This is a genomic window from Gilliamella sp. App2-1 (assembly GCF_001690255.1).
In the GTDB taxonomy this organism is placed as follows: Bacteria; Pseudomonadota; Gammaproteobacteria; order Enterobacterales; family Orbaceae; genus Gilliamella; species Gilliamella apicola_G.
On record NZ_LZGR01000053.1, the window covers coordinates 48183 to 71797 of the forward strand.

The 23615-nt window shown below is 36.1% G+C and carries 17 protein-coding genes; 13 read left to right on the plus strand and 4 right to left on the minus strand.

All coding sequences use genetic code 11. The annotated features are described in order from the left end of the window. Window positions 1-858 carry a KPN_02809 family neutral zinc metallopeptidase gene (ypfJ, locus tag A9G22_RS07395; RefSeq protein WP_075508613.1) on the minus strand — a complete coding sequence of 286 codons (858 nt, stop codon included), beginning with the start codon at window positions 856-858 and terminating at the stop codon, window positions 1-3. A gap of 221 nt (window positions 859-1079) precedes the next feature. On the opposite strand from ypfJ, the gene A9G22_RS07400 reads away from it, so the two are divergent. Then, the gene (locus A9G22_RS07400; protein WP_075508614.1) at window positions 1080-1961 is read left to right on the plus strand and encodes a DMT family transporter; all 882 of its coding nucleotides are present in this window, start codon (window positions 1080-1082) and stop codon (window positions 1959-1961) included. A 337-nt stretch (window positions 1962-2298) separates the two neighbouring features. Next, window positions 2299-3804: a glycine betaine/L-proline transporter ProP gene (proP, locus tag A9G22_RS07405; RefSeq protein WP_065585911.1), complete on the plus strand. Its 1506-nt coding sequence runs from the start codon at window positions 2299-2301 to the stop codon at window positions 3802-3804. Between the two features lie 423 nt (window positions 3805-4227). Here proP and A9G22_RS07410 read toward each other — a convergent pair whose 3' ends face one another. Continuing rightward, window positions 4228-4938, minus strand: a complete 711-nt coding sequence (locus tag A9G22_RS07410; RefSeq protein WP_218058777.1) for a helix-turn-helix domain-containing protein — start codon at window positions 4936-4938, stop codon at window positions 4228-4230. Window positions 4939-5357: 419 nt separating this feature from the next. Here A9G22_RS07410 and fsa point away from each other — a divergent pair, with 419 nt between their 5' ends. The 3 genes from fsa (at window position 5358) to A9G22_RS07425 (ending at window position 7578) form a co-directional block, all read left to right on the plus strand. Further along, window positions 5358-6020, plus strand: a complete 663-nt coding sequence (fsa, locus tag A9G22_RS07415) for a fructose-6-phosphate aldolase (RefSeq protein WP_075508615.1) — start codon at window positions 5358-5360, stop codon at window positions 6018-6020. Window positions 6021-6171: 151 nt separating this feature from the next. Beyond that, window positions 6172-6978, plus strand: coding sequence for a siderophore-interacting protein (locus tag A9G22_RS07420; RefSeq protein WP_065585909.1), 807 nt, complete (start codon window positions 6172-6174; stop codon window positions 6976-6978). An 18-nt stretch (window positions 6979-6996) separates the two neighbouring features. Then, the gene (locus A9G22_RS07425) at window positions 6997-7578 is read left to right on the plus strand and encodes an acyl carrier protein phosphodiesterase (protein ID WP_065585908.1); all 582 of its coding nucleotides are present in this window, start codon (window positions 6997-6999) and stop codon (window positions 7576-7578) included. A 76-nt stretch (window positions 7579-7654) separates the two neighbouring features. On the opposite strand, the gene A9G22_RS07430 is transcribed toward A9G22_RS07425, so the two are convergent. Together A9G22_RS07430 and ilvY are read right to left on the minus strand one after the other, a co-directional pair. Beyond that, window positions 7655-9904, minus strand: a complete 2250-nt coding sequence (locus tag A9G22_RS07430) for a 3-hydroxybutyrate oligomer hydrolase family protein (RefSeq protein ID WP_065585907.1) — start codon at window positions 9902-9904, stop codon at window positions 7655-7657. A gap of 128 nt (window positions 9905-10032) precedes the next feature. Continuing rightward, window positions 10033-10935, minus strand: coding sequence for an HTH-type transcriptional activator IlvY (ilvY, locus tag A9G22_RS07435; protein ID WP_065585906.1), 903 nt, complete (start codon window positions 10933-10935; stop codon window positions 10033-10035). A 202-nt stretch (window positions 10936-11137) separates the two neighbouring features. Here ilvY and prfC point away from each other — a divergent pair, with 202 nt between their 5' ends. From prfC to A9G22_RS07475, 8 genes are all read left to right on the plus strand, one after another. Then, a complete protein-coding gene (gene prfC / locus A9G22_RS07440; protein ID WP_075508616.1) occupies window positions 11138-12730 on the plus strand; it encodes a peptide chain release factor 3 in 1593 nt (530 codons plus the stop codon). 176 nt (window positions 12731-12906) lie between these two features. Then, the gene (gene ptrA, locus A9G22_RS07445; protein WP_176700248.1) at window positions 12907-15738 is read left to right on the plus strand and encodes a pitrilysin; all 2832 of its coding nucleotides are present in this window, start codon (window positions 12907-12909) and stop codon (window positions 15736-15738) included. A gap of 114 nt (window positions 15739-15852) precedes the next feature. Continuing rightward, a complete protein-coding gene (locus A9G22_RS07450) occupies window positions 15853-16725 on the plus strand; it encodes a helix-turn-helix domain-containing protein (protein WP_075508618.1) in 873 nt (290 codons plus the stop codon). A 21-nt stretch (window positions 16726-16746) separates the two neighbouring features. Further along, on the plus strand, window positions 16747-18027 hold the full coding sequence (aroA, locus tag A9G22_RS07455; protein ID WP_075508619.1) for a 3-phosphoshikimate 1-carboxyvinyltransferase: 1281 nt from the start codon (window positions 16747-16749) through the stop codon (window positions 18025-18027). Window position 18028: 1 nt separating this feature from the next. Next, entirely contained in the window at window positions 18029-18709 is a 681-nt protein-coding gene (gene cmk / locus A9G22_RS07460; RefSeq protein ID WP_075508620.1) for a (d)CMP kinase, read from the plus strand. Window positions 18710-18820: 111 nt separating this feature from the next. Then, the gene (gene rpsA / locus A9G22_RS07465; RefSeq protein ID WP_065585900.1) at window positions 18821-20503 is read left to right on the plus strand and encodes a 30S ribosomal protein S1; all 1683 of its coding nucleotides are present in this window, start codon (window positions 18821-18823) and stop codon (window positions 20501-20503) included. Between the two features lie 98 nt (window positions 20504-20601). Further along, on the plus strand, window positions 20602-20892 hold the full coding sequence (ihfB, locus tag A9G22_RS07470) for an integration host factor subunit beta (protein WP_065585899.1): 291 nt from the start codon (window positions 20602-20604) through the stop codon (window positions 20890-20892). 325 nt (window positions 20893-21217) lie between these two features. Beyond that, window positions 21218-23527, plus strand: a complete 2310-nt coding sequence (locus A9G22_RS07475) for a DNA internalization-related competence protein ComEC/Rec2 (RefSeq protein WP_141670004.1) — start codon at window positions 21218-21220, stop codon at window positions 23525-23527. Window positions 23528-23615 lie beyond the last annotated feature (88 nt).

Below are 23615 nucleotides of genomic sequence, written 5' to 3' on the forward strand. Positions count from 1 at the left end.
TTATTGGGCAAATGTATTGCATTCATTAATTGCACCGCTATCAAACCCACGTTTAAACCAAGTATAACGTTGCTTAGATGTGCCGTGTGTAAAACTATCGGGCACCACATATCCTTCGCTTTGTTGTTGCAAGCGATCATCGCCAATAGCTTTTGCCGTGTTTAAGGCTTGTTCAATATCACCTGAATCTAGTCGGTTTTGTTGCTGCATTGCATTGCCCCACATGCCAGCAAAACAATCGGCTTGCAGTTCTAACTTAACGGATAATTGATTATTCGTTATTGCTGATTGATCCTGTTTTAAATGCTCAACTTGGCTAAATGTTCCCAGCAAATTTTGTACATGATGACCAATTTCGTGCGCAATCACATAGCCCTGAGCAAAATCGCCACCACCGCCAAGTCGCTGTTTCATCTCTTGATAAAACGACATATCGAGATAAACGGTTTTATCAATACTGCAATAAAATGGCCCCATAAAGGTTTGCCCAGTGCCACACGATGTTCTTGTTGTACCTTTGTAAAGTACTAATTTTGGTGGCGTATAGGTTTTACCTAAACGTTGAAATTCTTGATGCCAGTAATCTTCAGTACTGGCTAAAATGACGGATGTAAATTTAGCGGCATCTTCATCGTCAATTGAATATTGATTGGAATTTTGCTCGGTATTACTGGTATCAATTAGGCTTGAATTTAGCAAACCAGTCAAATCAACGCCATAATAGCCCGCTACTAACACCACAATAAATAGAACAACTTTGCCTTTACCTCCAATTGGGATTTTTGTTCCCATTTCACTTCCTGATTGCGAACGACGATCTTCAATATTATCACTCTCTCTTTGGTCTCTCCAGCGCATAGGGATCACCTTATCAGTTTTAATTTAATTATTTTAAAGGATAACAAACAAGGATTCTAGGTTAAGTTATTATTGTCGTTGCAAATTGAACAAATTAATGAAATTAAATGAATAAAAATAGACACAGTATTTGTTTTTAAATTGGTTATTTTCTTGTTAATTTTAGGTATATAATGGTATTAAAAACCATCGTATCTTCATTCTAATGTTAGGGTATTACTATGCCATATTTATTGCTTACATTAGCAGCTTGTTTTTGGGGCGGAAATTATGTTGTTGGGCGCGTTTTAGTTACACAAGCCGATCCTATGGTAATATCTGAAGGTCGATGGATTATCACTGCACTGTTATTATTGTGTTTATATCACCAACAACTCTGTCATGATCTGCTTAAAATTAAAAAATCAATTTGGCCGATATGTTTGCTCGCTATTTTTGGGCAAATTTTATTCCCTTTGACACTTTATATTGGATTACAATATACCTCATCGCTTAATGCCTCAATTTACCTTTCGGCAACACCATGTATGGTGTTGGTTATGAATAAATTATTATTTAATGATACGATTTCAAAAAATAATATTATAGGAGTTTTATTTAGTACCATTGGTGTAATTTATTTGATTTTACAAGGAAATCTAGCCAATTTAAGTGAACTTAGTAATATCAATAAAGGGGATCTGTGGGCAATGGCTTCAGCAATGAGTTGGGCTTGTTATAGCGCATTTTTGCGGTTAAAAGATAAATCAATATCAGGTAACGCTTTTGTGACTGTCAGTGCTCTGTTAGGTTCAGCAATATTACTGCCTATTGCATTAGTGTATTTTTATTTTTATCCTGTGACTAATTTAGCGCATTATGCGACTCCCAATTTTTTGCTTGGTTTACTCTATATTGCTATTTTTGCATCTTGGCTATCTTATTTGTTTTGGAATAAAGGCATAGTTGAAATTGGTGCAACGAGAGGGCAAATTTATACTCACATCATCCCCTTGTCAGCCGGCATTTTCAGTATTGTGTTTTTACATACACAAGTTGCCTATTTTCATCTTGTTTCGATAGTATTCATTGTGATTGGGATCTATTTTTGTTCAAAAAAATAAACCGACAATCATGTTTAAAATATTGCATTATTAGCTAACCCATTCACTGCATTTTACAAAATAGGGTTATTTTGCTATAATTGGTATTCAATATTCACAAAAAGGAATTGTTTTGTTGTGATTTGATAAAAAACAAAATAGACAATAAAACATTAGTTTTTGCTTTTTTATTATCCTCTTTTTTTATCTTTGCTGTATTTTGCTTCAATTTTAATTAACTGATAAACACTGTTCAAAGTGTAATCTAAAAAGTATTGTTCTTTATGTATTAAAAGGTAACCGTTTACCTTGTTGCATCATTCCTTTTTATTATTTGTATGTAAACAGGCGGTATTTTATGAAAAAAACAAGAAAATCCAAAAACAAACCATTAAACATTAACGATATTACAATAATTGATGATAGCAAGTTAAAAAAAGCCATTACTGCAGCAGCGCTGGGTAATGCGATGGAGTGGTTTGATTTTGGTGTGTATGGCTTTTTAGCTTATGTGTTAGGGCAAGTTTTTTTCCCTGATGCATCACCTAGTGTTCAAATGGTGGCCGCGTTAGCCACGTTTTCGGTACCGTTTTTAGTTCGGCCGTTAGGAGGATTGGTTTTTGGTATTCTTGGCGATAAATTTGGACGACAAAAAGTATTATCTATCACCATTATTATTATGTCGTTAAGCACTTTTTGTATTGGCTTAATTCCTTCTTATGCTTCAATAGGTATTTCTGCACCTATATTATTACTGCTAGCTAAATTTGCTCAAGGTTTTTCAATTGGGGGCGAATATTCTGGCGCCGCCATCTTTGTTGCCGAATACTCGCCAGATCGTAAACGTGGTTTTATGGGGAGTTGGTTAGATTTTGGTTCTATTGCGGGTTTCTTAGTGGGTGCTGGTTTAGTAGTGCTTTTATCTAGTATTCTTGGAAAAGTTGCATTTCATGATTGGGGCTGGCGAGTTCCATTTTTATTTGCTTTACCACTTGGACTAATTGGGATTTACTTACGTCATGCTCTAGATGAAACACCTGCATTTCAACAGCATACTGATTTAATGGATCAAAATGATCGCAATCATATTTCTAATCAACCTAAAATGACGTTTAAACAGATCATAACCCAATATTGGAAAAGCCTATTGGTCTGTGTGGGACTCGTGATTGTTACTAATGTGACTTATTATATGTTGCTTACTTATATGCCTAGCTACTTATCTCATAACTTAAATTATGATACCGATCATGGTGTGCTAATTATTATTGCCATCATGATTGGTATGCTATTTGTGCAACCATTGATCGGTTTTATTAGCGACAAAATAGGTCGTAGACCATTTATTATTGGCGGTAGCCTAGGCTTATTAATTCTTTCTTATCCTGCGTTTGTTATGATCAATAGTGACATTATTGGTCTTATTTTCTTAGGGTTACTGATTTTGGCTGTGTTACTTAACTGTTTTACTGGTGTTATGGCTTCTATTTTACCGGCTATCTTTCCGACCAGTATTCGTTACAGTGCTCTGGCCATATCCTTTAATATTTCGGTATTAGTTGCTGGTGCGACACCGACTGTTATCGCTTGGTTGGTTGCAGAAAGTAATAATCTATATATGCCAGCCTATTATCTAATGGTTGTGGCATTAGTTGGCTTACTTACAGGCATAAAGATGAGAGAAACAGCAAACCAACCATTGCGTGGTGCAACGCCAGCGGCATCAGATCGTTCAGAAGCCAAAGAAATCTTATCGGATCACTTTGACACCATAGAGCACAAAGTCGAAGATATTGAACAAAAAATAGAAACTTTGCAGGAACAACGACAGAATTTAGTGGACCAGCATCCGAAGTTAGATTGATCTTTTTATTTATTTGGTTTTGTATGTTTTACTTTAAAAACCCTGCAAAAAAGGGTTTTTACAAGCAAAATCCTATTTGCCTTTTGCTAAACAAGGCTCATAGTATATGGGTTTCTAGTTTACCGCCGCATAGGCAGTATTAGCAATGCTGGCATTATCACTGTCTGACAGTATGATGCTCACTGTGCATAAACATTTGATTTTATTTGAAATAAAAAATAAATAAAATCAATAAGCTACCTGAAAGTTTTTTATGTGAAAAAGTTCTGATCTTTGACAGTAGCCAGAGGCTATTGCTGCTATTTATTTGGTATCGGAATATGCCGATCATTCAGCGTTATTAGAACACCTAGCAAAGGATAGGGCATATGTTATGCAGCAAAGTACAAAACCAAACAAGTGCAAAATCTAGCTATAAAAAAGTTATTTGATTACCAACTTACTATGATATTGCCGACGATATTCTGTTGGCGTTCGCTCTGTCTTTTTTTTAAAAATCCGACAAAAATAATTACTATCTTTAAACCCCGATGCTAGAGCAATTTCTTTTATATTTAGATCATAATCCTTTAATAGCAATTTGGCATATTCTAAGCGAATATGATTTAGATATTCATTTAACCCTATTTTTCCCTCGCTTTGAAATAGGTGTGATAAGTAATTGGGTGAAATGTAAAACATATTTGCCAAAAAGTCACGCGTTATATCTTCACGAAAGTGTATATCGATATATTGGCGAATAGCTTCATATAGGCTGGTTGTTTTGGATGAAGTTTTGATTTCGGTATTGAGCAAATCTAACGTATTGCTAAGTAAACTGTGAATCAGGTAGTAAGCAGTTTGATTTTGTTTACATGATTGTTTTTGCCAAATGAGTTCATTCAGTGCTTGAATAATAAATGTACCAACCCGAGGACCACGTCTTGGCGTGTTAATTTGCCCAAGTGAAATTAGTTGTGTACCATCCCAATGCAATAAGCTTATACTAATTTGTTGTTTACCAAACAAGATGTTTAATAAAGTAACAGGGCTTGTCCAAATGGGTTTGTTCCAGCTTTGAGCGGAAATATATAAAAGATCATTAGTCGATAATATTTTTTCAATAATTTTTCCATTGTTATCCGTCCATTGCATTTGTTGCGTTCCTTCTAATATGATTTCAATTTGCGGAAATTTGACTGGGTAGGTATCCAAAGGGGCGCAATTACTGTTATTTACAAAATAGATACGATTGATTGTTTGCTGACGAATTACAAACTTGGTTAATGCGTTGTTGATGGATTTTATCATAAGCATAAATTAAGCAGTGTAGGTTTGTTTAAATTATATACAGTTTAAAAAAGATGAAAATTGTTATAACTCGTTTCTATTTAATAAGTTATTTTAAATTTTTAATTGTGTGATCTAAGTCTCATTTTTTTATATAGCGTACAAAAGTCCAGTAAATGGCAAGTTCGTCTTCTAGGCGGTAGAATTATTTTTTTTTACGATGTTTGTTATGTAAATGTTGTTATATGTTAACAAATTTGTTCATTCTGAATTAGGAGTTAACCATGGAATTATATTTAGATACCGCCGATATTGCTGCCATCAAAAGTTTAGCTAAAGTGTTGCCTATTTGTGGCGTGACCACTAATCCGAGCATTGTGGCAAAATCAGGTAAGCCTATCTTTTCATTATTGGCTGAATTACAAGAGGTGCTAGGTACAGATAAATTGTTGTTTGCCCAAGTGCTTTCAAGTAATGCGGACGAAATGATAAAAGAAGCTCATCAGCTTAGAAAGGCTGTGCCGTCGATTGTGACTAAAATTCCCGTTAATGCGCAAGGCTTGATTGCGATAAAAGAACTAACCGAACAAGGTATTCCTACGTTAGGCACGGCTGTTTATGGTGCAGGACAGGGCTTTTTAGCGGCATTAGCTGGGGCTAAATATATCGCACCTTATGTCAACCGCATCGATGCTCAGGGTGGAAATAGCAAAGATACCGTGCTTGAGTTGCAAAAATTGTTAGATTTGCATTGTCCACAGTCGATGGTATTAGCCGCCAGTTTTAGAACACCAAGGCAAGCGTTAGATTGTATGCTTGCGGGTTGCAAATCTATTACGTTGCCAGTAGATGTGGCGGAACAGTTTATTTCTGATCCAGCTGTGGATGCGGCAATTAATAAGTTTGATCAAGATTGGTGTAATGCCTTTGGTACGTTAACGTTTTAAGTTTGTTTGTTAATTTAGTTTTGTTTAAACTTATTCCATCGCTTTTAGGTGGAATAACTTTATCTGTTTTTTCAATTGTAAAAATAGCATTACTCGAACAATTTTTGTTGTATGATGAGTTCAATTAACTATAAATATAAGGATCGGCGTGATGGATGAAAAAACAAAAAAAAACGAAGCAAACAAAAAAGTCATAGTCAATGCGTTATTAACAGTATTGAAGGTTGAAAAAATATCTCCCAGTTTTATCCGCGTGCAGTTTAGTAGTAATAAACCGGTTAATATCGATCCCTTATGGGTTTGCCCGTATTTAAAATTACTCTTCCCTGATCCTTCAACCGGCTTAATTATCTTTCCTAAGCTTGATGATAATAATAAAATTGTTCTTGACGATAAGCTACGTGTGCTTGTTCGTAACTATAGTGTGCGTGAATTTGATAGTGTCACCAATCAGTTTTTTGTGGATTTTACTATTCATGACACTGGTTTGGCTTCGGTATGGTCGCAAAAAGCCAAGGTTGGCGATCAAATCGGTTTAATTGGCGCTGCCAGTAAGTTGTATTTTACTAATGATTGTTTGGTGTTAATTGGTGATATTTCTGCCGTGCCAGCCATTTGTTATACGCTTGAACATCTTCCCAAAAAACATAAGGCTTTTGCCTTTATACAGGTTAATCATAAAAGTGATATGGTATCGTTGCCAGATAATAAAAATATTGCAGTAAATTGGTTTGTACAAAATTCGGACAATCCCCATCAATTAGTTGATGCGGTGATCAACGCTGATTTATCTGGAAAAAATAAGCTGTTGTTTTGGGGGGGAATGGAGCGTTCATTGGCACAACCTGTTCGCCATGCTATTAAGGGTAAATATACACATTTATCGCCTGATGCTTTTCAAATTACCAACTATTGGCGAAAAGGTTTTGCCGAAGGTCAATTTAAGCATCGTGAATAATTAACGGTTGCTATTTTTATGAATATTTTGGCTCATTTGCATTTGGCTACGTTAGCGCACAGTTCGTTAATCGGGAATACAGTAGCAGATTTTGTTAAAGGAAATCCCTATTTAACTTATCATTCCGATATTGCCGATGGCATTATGTTACATCGCAAAATTGATAACCTAATTGATAACTTGCATGAAGTTAAGCAAGCTAAGTTACTATTTCGGAAATCGCATCAACGCGTTGCACCCATTACATTAGATATTGTGTGGGATCATTTTTTGTCAAAGCACTGGGTTAATTATGGGTTGCTGCCCAGTGTAACTCAATTTAATCAAGTGACAAAAGCGCATATCCAACCTTATATTGACGCTTATCCCGTTGATTATCAGCATTTTATGAATGCGATGTGGCAAGGTTCATGGCTCGAAAATTATACTTCTATCGACTTTGTTGGCAACGTGCTCAGTGGTATGGCAAATAGAAGACCAAAACTGTATTTGTTAAAAGAAACTATTGTTGATATTAAACAGCATTATACTCAATTAGAGTCGCTATTTTTTTTGTTATATCCCAAAATCTGTTTGGCGGTCAAAGAGGGCATTAGCTAAGTTTTGGGGGGCGCTATCGGTTTAAGCTGCAGTGCTACAGTATAAACCGATAGCGATTTTGAGGACGTATTTATTGTTAATTTGGTAATATTAGCGTACCATCAGTTTGTTGAATTACATCGTTGCGGTTTGGCGTTTGTGTTATCGGTTTTAGATTTTTGCTAGTTACTTGTGGTGCATAACCACTTTTACCTCCGCGCGCTTTGGCTCGTACCACTTGGCTTACAGGTAGCGTAGCTTTAGTGGTTAAGTTAGCCCACAACCATTCGATGGCATCTTCACCATAATAATCAATCGGTAATAATGTATTGTCAAATGGTGCTCTTCCGTCTAAGTAACTGGCATTTTCAACTTCGATGTATCGTAGTTGCGATTGTTGGTCTTCAACTAAGCTATTTAATGCTACATAAGCGCGCGAAGTGTAATTTGGAAGTTGTTTAACATTATTACGACCATGCACAATAAAGGTTTTTATGCCATGTAAGTTACCTGATGCCATAACTTGTTTTATACCTTCCTCAACACGCGGTTCTTGGGATTTTTTATAAACACAAATCGATCCTTTAGTGCCATAATCAACCATATTGTTTGTTTGAGAACTAGAATAAAATTCACGTCTTGGGGTGTTAAGGTCATTGTTTTCAACGAGATCTAAAATTGTCGCATCATGACTGTTCCATAGTGGTAAATGTCCGTTTGCCATTCCCCATATTTGCTCAAACGAAAATTCTTTTAATGGCGCCACTTTACCACTGTAGTATATTGGGTTTTGTTGGGTACTGGCGACTGAAAAATCACACATGTTTTCGGTGACATCGTATTTGCCATAAGCACTAATATATTGGTAAGGTAAACCGATGGATTCAGTATAGTAAAAATAAGGTAGTTGAATGTCCATCTCTGGCGTCCAGCCATATTTGTGTAGTTTTTTTAGCGCTTCTTCGGGCGTGCCTGTTGTGAGTAATTTTGCCTGTTTTAGGGCATTACAGCGTTGTTGTGAATAATGGAAATAATCTGCATAAGGTACGTAAGAGTCGTCTTTATGTCCTTTTATCGCAGGGATAGCACATGGTATATATAACGCACCATAAGCGCTGTAATTTGCAATCGATTTGGCTTCAAGTTTTTGTTGGTGGTTGCTGCCTATTTTGAGCATGATTGGGAATTTATCAAGATTGGGTTGTATTTGTGGATTAACTGCTACAATACCGTCAATTATATTTTGCTCATCTAATTCACCGGCTTTTAATGCAGCACCGCCACCATCGCCTGCGCCATACACTAAGACTAGAGTGTTGTCTTTGTTAAATATTGCTAGATTATTGGACGAAAACATACTATTAAGTTCATAAAAGGCAAATTCTAGGGATTTTAATACATGCTCACCCCATCGAGCTTCGGCATTCAGTTTTGAGTGAAGCTGTTTTATGGCATAACGATGAGGGTATTTTTTGATGTATTGCTTTCTATTGTTAATTGAAGGATAAAATAAGATATTACCGCTTTGCACTTCTCCCCATACCGTAAAGCCAAGTTGGCGTTCGATATCATAAATGCCGTTGCCTAATCCTTTATCATTATATACCACTGCACAGTTGTGACGAAGTCCCCATAACCCACGAATTTGTACATCTTTGGCATTTAATACTCCGTCTGAATCACTGGCAGGAACAGCAACAATGCAGGGTTTATTTTTGTCAAAATCAATTGGAATTTGTAGTAACATGCCAACGCCATCTTGGCTTTGTAAGGCTAATATTTCGGTACCTGCAATTTTACCGTCAAATAGAGGAGTTAATTCTTGCTTTCTAAAACCAAAGAAAGTTCCTTCGCCGATTTTGGTGTCAATATAGCGATTTAACTTTGCTTGTCGACGTTCTTGAAAATTCGGTTTGGCTGGAATTGCAACTTCTGGCGTGATAATAGAAATTGATAATGGAGTAAAACCGAGTCCAGCAGTAACAAGATCGTTGCTATCGCCATCATAATAAGCCAATGTATTGCGAACTAGCCATTTAGGTTTTTTTATTGTGTTATCAATTTGGGTAAAGTTATTGCTATTAGCTTCAACATCCGCATTGGCTGTAGTTGCTGCCACAGTAGTGGGGATGTTGTTATTTTTGTTGGTGTTTGAAATGGCCTGGCTATTTTCGCTGTCGCTTTGGTTTTTAATTATGTTGGTCATAGTACTTTTTTGAGATGTGCTTACTTCAGCCCATTCTACTGCTTGGGGTGATTTTGTAGTGTTGACCTGTGCCGCTAATGGCGTGGTGACAGCGGAAAAAAGTATTAATAAAGCGAATGTTTTCAATTCTATTTGTTTCATTTTTAATTCCATTATAATGATATTTTGCCCGATTTGATTATTATCATAATTCGGTCATTTATCAGCTAATTAATATACCCATTATTATGGTTTTAATTTTGTCCAGTGTAATTATACACTATATTTTGTTATTCGTTATTGGGCAAATTTAGATCGCAAATTGCCCAAAAGGCGGCAATAATTTTTTCAGATAATCGTCTTTTTTGTACGCAAATACCCACATCAAACGGTTCCATTAAGTTTGTTGACCATTCGGTTATGCGCTCTCTTATTCGCTCAGGGCTGTTGTCCATTACAACTTTAGGTAATAAGGCTACCCCACAACCTAAAGCAACCATCGATACAATGGCTTCGTGACCAGCAACTGTTGCATAAATTTTTGGATTGGTGATTTTTTTTTGTTTAAACCATAAATCGATACGATGCCGGCTTGGCCCGTGTTCTGGCAATATAAATGGAATATTATGCCAATCTGGCTGTTTTTGATGTAACTTGTCGCTAAATGAACTATTAAGTTTAGGTATAAGCAAGACCATTTCAATTTCGCCAAATTTTAAAAATTCAATCCCTTTCGGTAGCTGCTTGGGTTTGCCAGCTATGGCTAAATCGGATGCATTTGTTTGTATCTTTTCCACGGCGTCAGCAGCATCGCCGGTTGATAGTTTAATTTCAACCAGCGGATAGTGGATCCTAAAGCGATCGAGTATTTCCGGTAAGTGGCTATAAGCGGCGGTGACTGAACAAAAAAGTGTAAGTTCGCCAATAAGTTGTTGGTTGGATTGATCTAAATCGTGTTTTAACTGTTGGTGCAAGTTTATAACTTGTTGCGCAAAGCGTTTAACTTTTTCGCCCACTTGAGTGATTTGAACTTGTCTGTTGTCGCGAATAAATAGTGGATGTCCAAAGTGCTCCTCAAGCCGTTGGATCTGTCTTGATAAGGTTGATGGGCTAACATGCATGGCATGTGCGGTGATACCAAAGTGACAGGTTTCGCATAAATGTAGGTACAATTTTAAATCACGAATGTTCATAGTAAGTTCCGATTTTATACTAAAACGCATGCTTTCCTGAAACTTTTTGACAAGAAGCGGTAAATTATACATGAATTATTAGGGAAAATATTATGCTAGATAAACAAATAAGGCAAATGGCATTGTGTATATAACATTAATAGCAAAACAGACAGATACCTGCTAGAATGGGTGATTATTTTTGTGTGGTTAAAACAGTTTTATGACAGAACAAGCTTATTTAGACGAAGTTAATGCACGTCGCACTTTTGCGATTATATCTCACCCCGATGCAGGTAAAACAACCATTACCGAAAAGGTACTTTTATTTGGTCACGCAATCCAAACAGCAGGTACAGTTAAAGGCCGTGGTGCTAATGTCCAGCATGCTAAATCAGACTGGATGGAAATGGAAAAACAGCGTGGTATTTCGATTACGACATCAGTGATGCAGTTTCCTTATAATGATTGCTTAGTTAATTTATTGGATACTCCTGGGCACGAAGACTTTTCTGAAGATACTTACCGTACTTTAACTGCAGTTGATAGTTGTTTGATGGTGATTGATGCAGCAAAAGGGGTTGAAGATCGCACACGTAAATTAATGGAAGTCACGCGTTTACGTAATACGCCAATTTTAACCTTTATGAATAAGTTAGACCGTGATATTCGTGATCCGATGGAATTGCTTGATGAAGTCGAAAATGAGCTAAATATAATGTGCGCACCGATTACGTGGCCAATTGGGTGTGGCAAGTTATTTAAGGGTGTTTATCATTTAGCGAAAGATGAAACCTACCTTTACCAATCTGGTCAAGGCCATACTATACAAGAGGTTCGAATTATTAAAGGGTTAGCTAACCCTGATTTAGATTTAGCGGTCGGTGATGATTTAGCACAGCAACTGCGTGAAGAGCTTGAATTAGTGCAAGGGGCTTCCAATAAATTTGATCTAGATGCTTTCTTGTCGGGTGATTTAACGCCAGTCTTTTTTGGTACGGCATTGGGTAATTTTGGGGTTGATCATATGCTTGATGGCTTAACTGCTTGGGCACCAACTCCTCAACCTCGTCAAACCGATAAACGTGAAGTTGAATCATCAGAAGAAAAATTCAGTGGTTTTGTCTTTAAAATCCAAGCCAATATGGATCCTAAGCATCGAGATAGAGTTGCTTTTATGCGCATTGTGTCAGGCAAATATGAAAAAGGCATGAAGTTACGTCATGTGCGTATCGCTAAAGATGTTAATATATCTGATGCTTTAACATTTATGGCAGGTGATCGTGAACATGTTGAAGAGGCCTATGCCGGCGATATTATTGGTTTACATAATCATGGTACGATTCAAATCGGTGATACCTTTACGCAAGGCGAAGACCTGAAATTTACTGGTATTCCTAACTTTGCACCAGAACTATTCCGTCGCATTCGTTTAAGAGATCCTCTCAAACAAAAACAATTATTAAAAGGACTTGTTCAACTTTCAGAGGAAGGAGCGGTACAAGTATTCCGCCCATTAGCAAATAATGATTTAATTGTGGGCGCTGTTGGTGTGCTACAGTTTGATGTGGTCGTTGCGCGTTTAAAATCGGAATATAACGTTGAAGCCATTTATGAGCCTGTGAATGTGACAACCGCTCGTTGGGTTGAATGTAGTGATGTAAAAAAATTGGAAGAGTTTAAGCGCAAATGCGAGCAGAACTTGGCTTTAGATGGGGGAGATAACCTTTCTTATATTGCGCCAAGTATGGTTAATTTAAATTTGACCGAAGAACGATATCCTGATGTTGAATTTCGAAAAACTCGGGAACATTAATTGTATTTATTACATAATAGCGAAATTTATCATTATACCTAGGTACTTTGATAAATTCGCTTTCTATTTTTTACAGTTGTTTTTTTGACGATGAAGTCAAGTGAGTGAATATTATGGATTTCGAAAATAAAAAAATAGTGAATTTAATAATTGGTAGCTTTATTGGATTATTAACTATGACTACTTCACCTGTATCGTTTGCCATTGAAAATAAGCTTGCAAGACCAGTTTTGTTAGAAAGAGTACAACAAAGTGATCGTGACAATCGCCAATATGAAGTGATTGAAATGACAAATCAAATGCGGGTGCTGCTTGTGTCTGATCCTAATGCGGTTAAGTCGCTTGGTTCATTAGCATTGCCTGTGGGTTCACTCCAAGATCCTAAAGATCAGCAAGGCTTGGCGCATTATACTGAACATATGGTGCTAATGGGATCAACAAAGTATCCTGAACCAGCCAGTTTTTCGCAGTTTTTAAGCCGTCATTCAGGTAGTTATAATGCCAGTACTGCCTTATATAGAACAGCCTTTTATTTTGAAGTTGAAAATAGTGCATTAGATACAGCACTTGATTATTTAGCCGACGCTATTGCTGAGCCTAGATTAGATCCTAAATTTGCCGATAAAGAACGTAATGCGGTTAATGCTGAACTTACAATGGCTAGATCGAACGATGGTTTTCGAATTGGGCAAGTTGATTCCGAAACAATTAATCAAAATCATCCTGCTTCGCAATTTTCGGGTGGTAATCTAGAAACGTTAAGTGATAAAGACAGCAGTATGTTGCAAAATGCGTTAGTCGGTTTTCATCGTGATTATTATTCGTCCAATATTATGGTAGGGGTGATTTATAGTAATCAGTCAATCAATCAATTGGCAAAATTGGCTGAAAACACCTTTGGTAAAATCCCTAATAAAAACATTAATGTTCCAATAGTTGATAAGCCAGCGATCACACCAAATGTGCTAAGCAAACAGATTGCAATGGTGCCAGCGCAACCTAAGAAATTGCTATTTTTACAATTTCCAATGGAAAACAATTTAGATAAATTTGCTGATAAAAGTGATGAATATATCACTTATTTAATTGATAATAGTAGCCCCAACACGTTGTCTGATCAGTTACAAAAGCAGGGGCTTATTGAGGGTATTAGTTCATCTATCAACCCTATCCGTTATGGTAATAGCGGTATGTTGAGTATTAATGTGAGCTTAACCGACGATGGTCTCGCTCAAAAAGATAAAGTAATTGGAGCTATTTTCAATTATTTGCAGTTAATCCAAAAAGAAGGGATTTCTGATGCTTATTATGAGGAGCTTAAAAAAGTTTTAGCATTAGAATTTAAGTATCAGGATGTTGAGCGTGATATGTCTTATGTGGAATGGCTATCTGATCAGATGCTGTTGTATCCCGTTAAAAATGTATTAAATTCTAATTTCATTGCAAGTAATTTTGATAAAACTGCGATCATTACACGCTTAAAAAGTTTAACTCCCGATAATGTTAGAGTTTGGGTGATTTCACCAAATCAATTGACTAATAATACTGCATATTTTGTGGATGCACCTTATAAAATTGATAATGTTACTAACGAGCAAAAAGCAAATTGGTTAACATTAGGCAAAAGTTTTACATTTAGTTTACCTGAATTAAATCCTTATATTCCTGACGATTTTTCAATTGCGAAGCAAAACCGCGATCAAACTCAGCCAGCTGAGTTTAGTAAACGTGGCAATCATCTTCATTTTGTTAGTCAGTATTTTAAAGCTGAACCTAAAGCAGCGATTGTGGTTTCGTTACGTAATAACAAGGCTTTTAGTGATGCTAAAGCAGAGGTTGCTTTTAATCTACTTGATTACATTGCAAGTCGTAATTTAGAACAATTACGTTTTCAAGCTGGGATTGCGGGTATTTCGTTATCAACGGATAATGATAATGGTTTGATGATTTCAGCTAGTGGCTTTAGTCAGCATTTACCTAAAATGGTGAAGGCAATACTTAATAGTTATCGCAATGTGACGATTGATGAGCAAAGTTTAGTATTAGCTAAATCTTGGTATTTGCAAGAATTGGATAAAGTTGAGCATGCTAAAAGTTATTGGTTGGCGGTTAACCCTGTTAATGCGTTGTCAGATTTACCGTATTTTGAGCGGGATGAAAGGCGCCAATTTGCAGCAAACATGACTATTAATGATGTGTTAACTTACCGCGATAACTTATTAACCCGCTCAGTACCTTATATGCTTAGCTTGGGTAATTTGTCTAACGAGGACTCTTTAGATCTTTATCATGCCATCCAAAAAACACTAGTGCGTGATGTTGAATTTACTCCTGTTGATAATATTCGGATTAAAAACGCGTTAGAAGCTAAAATGACTCAACATGCAAAAAGCACTGATAATGCTTTGATGATGAGCTATATCCCAACAGGTTATGATCGAATTAGTAGTAGTATGATAAGTTATACGCTGTCTAAAATCATATCGCCATGGTTTTTTGAACAATTGCGTACTAACGAGCAACTCGGCTACGCTGTATTTGCTGGCCCTGTTACAGTAGGGGATTCAGTTGGAATGAGTTTTATCATTCAAAGCAACCAATACGATCCAGCTTATTTATTTAAGCGTTATCAAGCATTCTATCCTGTTATATTAAATAAGCTTAAAGCGTTATCTAAACAAGATATTGAGCAATATAAAAAAGCGGTACTTGATGAATTGAAAATGCCACCACAAACCTTGGATGAGGAGTTTAGCCGTTATATGGCAGACTATCGAAATTCGCGTTTTGCGTTTGATTCACGGCACAAAAAAATTGAACAATTGAAAAAAATGACTCAACAAGATTTAGTTGATTTTTATAACCGTTCAGTTATGGATAAAAAAGGTTTTTTGTTTGCATCACAAGTTCTTGGTAAGCGTGAAGATAATACTAAACAACCAGAGTCAATTTCTGAGTTTACTGAATTTGAAAATGTATCAACATTGCAAAAAGTGTTATTAAAATAGTTGTTATTTAAATTGTTGATGAAAATATAGGCTATGCCTGAAACATTTTGCCAAAAATTGGCATTGCTATCACCTTGTGATACACTGCCAAAATCCCAATAGTTTGAGTGTATTATGATTACTAGAACGATTGATTATTGTGCTATAGGTCAGCGTCTACGTGCGTATCGGATTGCTGCCTCTTTGAAGGCTGAAGATGTCGCAGAGAGCCTTAAAATTTCAAGAGCAGCAGTCTATCGGTTAGAGAAAGGTGAAATTGTTAAAATCGAAACTTTAGAACGGTTGGCCTTGTTACTTGATACTTCTTTTGCGAGTTTGCTTGGAATTGATACCGAATATTACTCGAGTGGTGACGGTTTTTTTGAGCGTATGCGCCAGTTAGAAGAACAATCAACCCATATCTATTCTCACTTCGATCCTTTTTCATTTTTATTAACTTCACCAGATTATCTTTCTCATTTAGCTCTGATGCTCAATGAATCAAGCGAGTCGATTGATCATCAAAAATATTCAGTCATTTTGTCGATTTTAAAAGAACGTAAAAAGCAGTTTCATCAATCAGTCCCAAAGGTCATCAATTTAATTAGCTTACGTAATGTAGAGCGGTTTTTGCATATTGGTTTAGTGGGAAATTTGACAATTTCGCCAGGAAAGAAGTCAGAAAGGATGTTATTAGCACGTAAAGAAGTTTATCATTTAATTGAGCTAATAGAACAACAATCCTTTGTGCCAACCATTGCTATTACACAAGAAGCAATTCCATCAATTGCTTTTCAAATTTTTTATCAAGATGGAAATCCTATTTCATTAGCGATGAGCCCGTTTCGATTAGGTGAGTTACCTAATGTTACTACTGGTATTGCATCAATCACGTCATCCTATGATGCCATTAAACGGTATCGTCATTTATTTGATAAGTTATGGCGAAATAGCGCTAAAGATAAGCAAGCAATTGATTTATTAAAAGCGACGTTAGAAAAATTTTAAAGAATATTAAAGAGAGTCATTATGTTATCCTTAACATTACAACCGATAAAAAAATTTAATGGTACGATTAATTTGCCAGGTTCAAAAAGTGTTTCTAATCGTGCGTTATTACTATCAGCACTAAGTAAAGGTAATACTCGTTTAACTAATTTACTGGATAGTGATGATGTGCGTTATATGCTTGATGCACTTGCAGCATTAGGTGTTAAGTATCAGTTATCGCACGATCGCACCATTTGTGATGTTCAAGGTATAGGGGGGATGTTGCAATCTGACCATACATTAGAGCTTTTTTTAGGTAATGCTGGTACGGCAATGCGTCCTTTAGCTGCTGCATTATGTCTTGGCCCTAATAATATTGTGTTAACTGGTGAACCTCGTATGAAAGAACGTCCAATTGGCCATTTAGTTGATGCATTGCGTCAAGGTGGAGCTAATATTGATTATATCGAAAATGAAGGTTATCCACCACTACATATTCAAGGTGGTTTTATTGGCGGTAACATCCAAGTTGATGGTTCAGTATCTAGCCAATTCTTAACCGCGTTGTTAATGGCTTCGCCACTGGCACAAAATGATACTGAAATTACTATCATTGGTGATTTGGTATCTAAACCTTATATTGATATCACTATCAAAATGATGGCTATTTTTGGTGTATCGGTCACAAATCACAACTATCAAAAATTTACGGTTAAAGCAAATCAGTGTTATCAATCGCCGGATCATTATTTAGTTGAAGGCGACGCCTCATCGGCTTCTTATTTTTTAGCAGCCGCTGCAATTAAAGGTGGTCGTGTTAGGGTAACGGGCATTGGTAAAAATAGCTTACAAGGCGATACGCAGTTTGCTCATGTGCTTAAAAAAATGGGCGCTACAGTGACTTGGGCTGATGATTATATTGAATGTTCACGTGGTGAATTACACGGTATTGATATGGATATGAATCATATTCCAGATGCCGCAATGACGATAGCAACAACTGCTTTATTTGCTAAAGAGCCAACTACAATCCGTAATATTTATAATTGGCGAGTTAAAGAGACTGATCGCTTATATGCTATGGCCACTGAGTTAAGAAAGGTTGGAGCAAAAGTTGATGAAGGTCGTGATTATATTACTATTGTGCCTCCAGTTAAATTAACCCATGCCGAAATCGAAACCTATAATGATCACCGTATTGCTATGTGTTTTTCTCTCATAGCGCTTTCTGATACACCTGTAACAATATTAGATCCGAAATGTACAATGAAGACTTTTCCTGATTATTTTGAACAATTTAAACGATTAAGTGAAGAATAAAATGAATAAATCTGTTCCCGTTATTGCTGTTGATGGGCCAAGTGGTGTTGGTAAGGGCACATTATGCCAAGCATTAGCCAAACATTTTAAATGGCATCTTTTAGATTCTGGCGCTATCTATCGTGCGCTGGCATTTAGTGCGCTTAAGCAAGGTATTGCGCTAGATGATGCTTCCCAACTTGAGCAATTAGCCCTTAATTTACCGCTAACGTTTGATACCCATAGTTGTGGTGTTAAAGTGCTATTAAATCATGTTGATGTTACTAAAGACATCCGCACAGAACAAACTGGAGGGGCGGCAGCAAAAGTGGCGTCAATTAATTCAGTTAGAATAGCTTTATTACAGCGTCAGCGTGACTTTAAGCAAGCACCAGGATTAATTGCGGACGGTCGTGATATGGGGAGTGTGGTGTTTAGTGATGCACCTGTTAAAATTTTTCTTGATGCAAGTGCACACTCTCGCGCAGAAAGGAGAATGAAACAGTTGCAAGATAAGCAAAATCATGTTAAATTCGACGAAATTTTGCGGGAGATAACTGCGCGTGATGAACGCGATCGTAATCGAACTGTTGCGCCACTCAAACCTGCAAGGGATGCTCTAGAAATTAATACCACATCAAAGTCTATCCAAGATGTTTTTAATCAATCTATTGAGTATATAAACAAAAAACTTGCGTTGTAAATTTGCTTTCAGCGTTGATCAAGCTCCAATATAGGGATGTTTGGAGTATTTTAAACAACCCCACAAGACAAGATGTAATGTGGACGTTAATATTAATTTAAGTATATAAATATGACTGAATCTTTTGCTCAACTCTTTGAAGAGTCTTTAAATCAACTAGACACTCGTTCTGGTAATATGATCCGTGGTACTGTCGTTGCAATCGACAAAGATGTTGTTTTAGTTGATGCTGGTTTAAAATCTGAATCAGCAATTCCAGTAGAGCAGTTTAAAAATGCCCAAGGCGAATTAGAAGTTCAAGTTGGCGACGTTGTTGATGTCGTTCTTGACTCAATTGAAGATGGCTTTGGTGAAACAATCTTATCTCGTGAAAAAGCTAAACGCCATGAAGCGTGGTTAACACTAGAAAAAGCAGTTGATGATGCTGCAACAGTTTTAGGTGTTATCAATGGTAAAGTTAAAGGTGGCTTTACGGTTGATCTTAATGGGGTTCGTGCGTTCCTTCCTGGTTCGCTTGTTGATGTTCGTCCATTACGCGATACTTCTCATATTGAAAACAGAGAAATCGAATTAAAAGTTATTAAATTAGACCAAAAACGCAATAATGTTGTTGTTTCACGTCGTGCGGTTATCGAATCTGAGAATAGCGCAGAAAGAGAACAACTTCTTGAAAATTTACAAGAAGGTTCTGAAGTTAAAGGTATTATCAAAAATCTTACTGATTACGGCGCATTCGTTGATCTTGGTGGGGTTGATGGTTTACTTCATATCACTGATATGGCTTGGAAACGTGTTAAACATCCAAGTGAAGTGGTTGAAGTAGGTCAAGAATTACTTGTTAAAGTACTTAAATTTGACAAAGATCGTTCACGTGTATCGCTTGGCTTAAAACAATTAGGCGAAGATCCATGGGTTTCAATTGCTAAACGTTACCCAGAAGGCACTAAAGTAACAGGTAAAGTAACTAACCTAACTGACTACGGTTGTTTTGTAGAGATCGAAACAGGCGTTGAAGGTTTAGTTCACGTTTCTGAAATGGATTGGACAAATAAAAACATTCACCCGTCAAAAGTGGTTAGCTTAGGTGATATGGTTGAAGTTATTGTTCTTGAAATAGATGAAGAGCGTCGTCGTATTTCTCTTGGTCTTAAACAATGCAAACCAAATCCATGGTTACAATTTGCTGAATCACACAACAAAGGTGATAAAGTTAGCGGTAAGATCAAATCAATCACTGATTTTGGTATCTTCATTGGTTTAGAGGGTGGTATCGATGGTTTAGTTCATCTTTCAGATATCTCTTGGAATATGCCTGGCGAAGAAGCTGTTAAAGCTTATAAAAAAGGTGATGATATCGAAGCTGTTGTTTTACAAGTTGATGCAGAGCGTGAACGTATTTCTTTAGGTGTTAAACAATTAGAAGACGATCCATTTAGTAGTTTTGCGTCTAACTACAAAAAAGGCACAATCGTTAAAGGTACTGTAACTGCAGTAGACGCAAAAGGTGCAACTATCGAAATCGCTGAAGGTATTGAAGGTTACTTGAAAGCACAAGATATCGCTCGTGAACGTATTGAAGATGCAACAACTGCATTAAAAGTTGGTGATGAAGTTGAAGCTAAAATTGTTAATATCGATCGTAAAACTCGTGCAATTTCGTTATCAGTACGTGCAAAAGATGAAGCTGACGAGAAAGAGGCACTTGCTGCTGTAAATAATTCAGCAAGTCAAGAAGATGCATCATTTACTAATGCAATGGCTGAAGCTTTTAAAGCAGCATCAAAAACTGAGTAAAAAATATTTATGTAAAGAGTAAAGAGGGCTTGCCCTCTTTTTCTTTTATGGGATAAAATAAATAAGTTACATGCCACATAAATAAATTAGGAGTGACCATGAACAGATCAGATTTAGTAGAACGAATTGTTAACTGGCGAACACATCTTCCTGTGCAATTAGTTGATGATTCAGTTAGAGATATCATCGAACAGATCGCTTTAGCCATGGAAAGTAACGATCGTGTAGAAATTCGAGGCTTTGGCAGTTTTAGTTTGAACTACCGAGCTCCTCGTAAAGCAAGAAACCCAAGAACTGGCGGTAATGTTGAAGTTAAACATAAATATATTCCTCACTTCAAACCGGGTAAAGAATTGCGTGAAAGAGTAAATAAAGCTGCAAACGCATAATATTTAATTTTCTACTTAGATAAAAGCCTTTGAGTTAAATCAATGGCTTTTTTATTTAGAGTAACTTAACTTCCGCTATTTGACAATTATTATTAATTAGTCAATTCAATTCTTCCTTAATTAGTGAAAAACATCGACTCTTCGGTAATAATCCGCATTAACGATCTCGCTTTTTAAAATTTGAAACATTGCAAACCTTTTTAGAAAATTTCATTAAGTTTAATAATTAAAATGGAATATAGATCGAAAAATCCAAAATCAATTATTTCTTTGATGATATCAAGTGATAGGCTGGCTATTTTTAATATAAAGATAGTAGGCGCTAGTGCGAAAATTTTGTTCTTTAGATTTAATGGCTATCATGTTTTCGTTAGGTTGCTTGCCATTACTGTTTTTGCCACAATTATTGTCTAATTGGCAGTGGTATTGTATTGCTGTTATTTTATTTATTTTGGTACTGGTTGTTCCGATTAAATTGCGTTATTTTTTGTTTGTTTGGGTTATGTTTTTTTTAGGATTTTTGTGGTCTAATGCTTATTGTAAGCAATATTTATCGAACATTTCTTCTTATATTGATAAAACGTTAGTCGTTAGAGCAAAGGTGGTTAATATCAATACTCATCAGGCAGTAACAGTCATTGAGCCTTATTATTTGCCATTTTCTATTTTTTCCATTTCAGAAGTTATGCTGTCAAATAATATTCCGATTTCGATTTACTGGGATAGGCTGGAACTCCCAAAGTCAGGGCAGATTTGGCAATTAACACTAAAAACAAAAGTTGTGCATGGTTATTTAAATGATGGAGGATTTGATAGCCAGCGCTTTTCAATAGCAAACCGAAGTATATTATCAGCTAAGTTAATTGATGCCAGACTGTTAGATAGTCAATCAGATTTAAGGCAAACTATTGTTGATTTAGTACTCCCTTATATAGATTTATTTGATTATCGAGGTATTTTGCTTGCCCTTGCTTTTGGTGAGCGCTCTCAATTAGACGACTCGCATCGTATGGTAATGATGCAAACAGGTGTTGCCCATTTAATGGCAATATCGGGTATGCATATTCTAGTTGTTTTTAGTTTTAGCTGCTTTTTGGTTAAAGCTTTACTATTTTTTATTCCACAGCGTTTTATCTATTTTTTTGTGCCAATTATTATAGGGTGGTTATGTGCACTCTTTTATGCATGGTTAACTAATTTCAATCCTCCTACATTGCGTGCTATATTAGCTTTATCAATTTGGATTTATTTACGTTATAAAAAACATCAAATAAGTGCATGGCAGAAAGTTAATCGAATTATTGCGTTATTATTGTTGTTTGATCCGTTGATGATTTTATCTGAAAGTTTTTGGTTATCTTGCTATGCAGTAATTAGCTTAATTTTTTTGTTTGATTGGTTGCCACTTCCTAAATCAGTAAAGAACAAAAAGCGTTGGTATGTGCTTAGGTTATTGCATTTGCAGTTTGGATTAACCTTGTTATTGCTTCCCATTCAATTTTTAGTTTTTCAGGGTTTTAGTGCGGTTTCAATTTTAACCAATTTAATTGCGATTCCTATTATTTCGTTATTTACTTTTCCCGCTGTTTTACTGGCGTTAATATCTAGTGTTGTTAACTGTTTTTCTAGCGCATTGTGGTTTTGGTTTATTGCTGATAAATCCCTGGAATGGTTATTTTTAAGTTTAAATCGGCTTAATTTGCTATGGCTTAAAATTCCATCAGACTTTTATTTATTAAGCCTTTTAGGTTGGCTAGCGGTAGTTATAATTCGTACTAGAATGTGGCGCCACTTTAGCATTACTTTGTTAGTCATTTTAATGATAATAGTCACGCCATTTTTTAAACAGCAGCAATATCGATGGCGGTTAGATATGTTAGATGTCGGTCATGGATTGGCTATTGTTATTCATGATGGCAAGTCAGCCATTTTGTATGATACGGGAGCTACATGGGAAAAAAGTTCCGCTGTGAAAAAAGTTATTATTCCTTTTTTGCAATGGCATAATTTGAATGTACAAGGCATTATTATTAGTCATCAACACAATGATCATGTTGGTGGTTTGGAATTACTGAAAAGTCTTTATCCTAAGGCATGGTTAATGAGTTCTTCTTATGATTTGAATAATGATTATCCATGTTTAGCCGGTAATCATATTATTTGGAATGATCTGACGTTTAATGTGTTGTGGCCTACTCAGTTGGTTAAATATGCACAAAATAAGGATTCTTGTGTGGTGCAAGTTACCGTTGGACTTTTTTCGGTGTTACTAACTGGAGATTTAGAGCGTAATCAGGAATATCAGTTAATTACAAAGTATCGAGATCAGTTAGCATCCACCATCTTGCAAATTCCGCATCATGGCAGTAGTACTTCATCAAGTTATGCATTTTTAAACCATGTTAAACCAGTAAAATCGTTGGCGTCTACATCTCGTTATAATCCTTGGAAACTGCCTTCTAATAAGGTAATAACGAGGTATCAAGATTTACACTTAGATCATTATGTTACTGCTAGAACTGGTCAAATAAGTTTATTTTTTGATAAACATACTTGGAAGTTAAAAACTATGCGAGGTGAAATTAAACCGAGATGGTATCATGATTGGTTTGGTAGTTTACCAATTTATGAGTAAAATAGAGTATCGTTTGCTATAGGCAACTATTTTAATAATTGTTATATCGACATTAAGAGATAAAACAATTTTACTCAATGTAATTAAG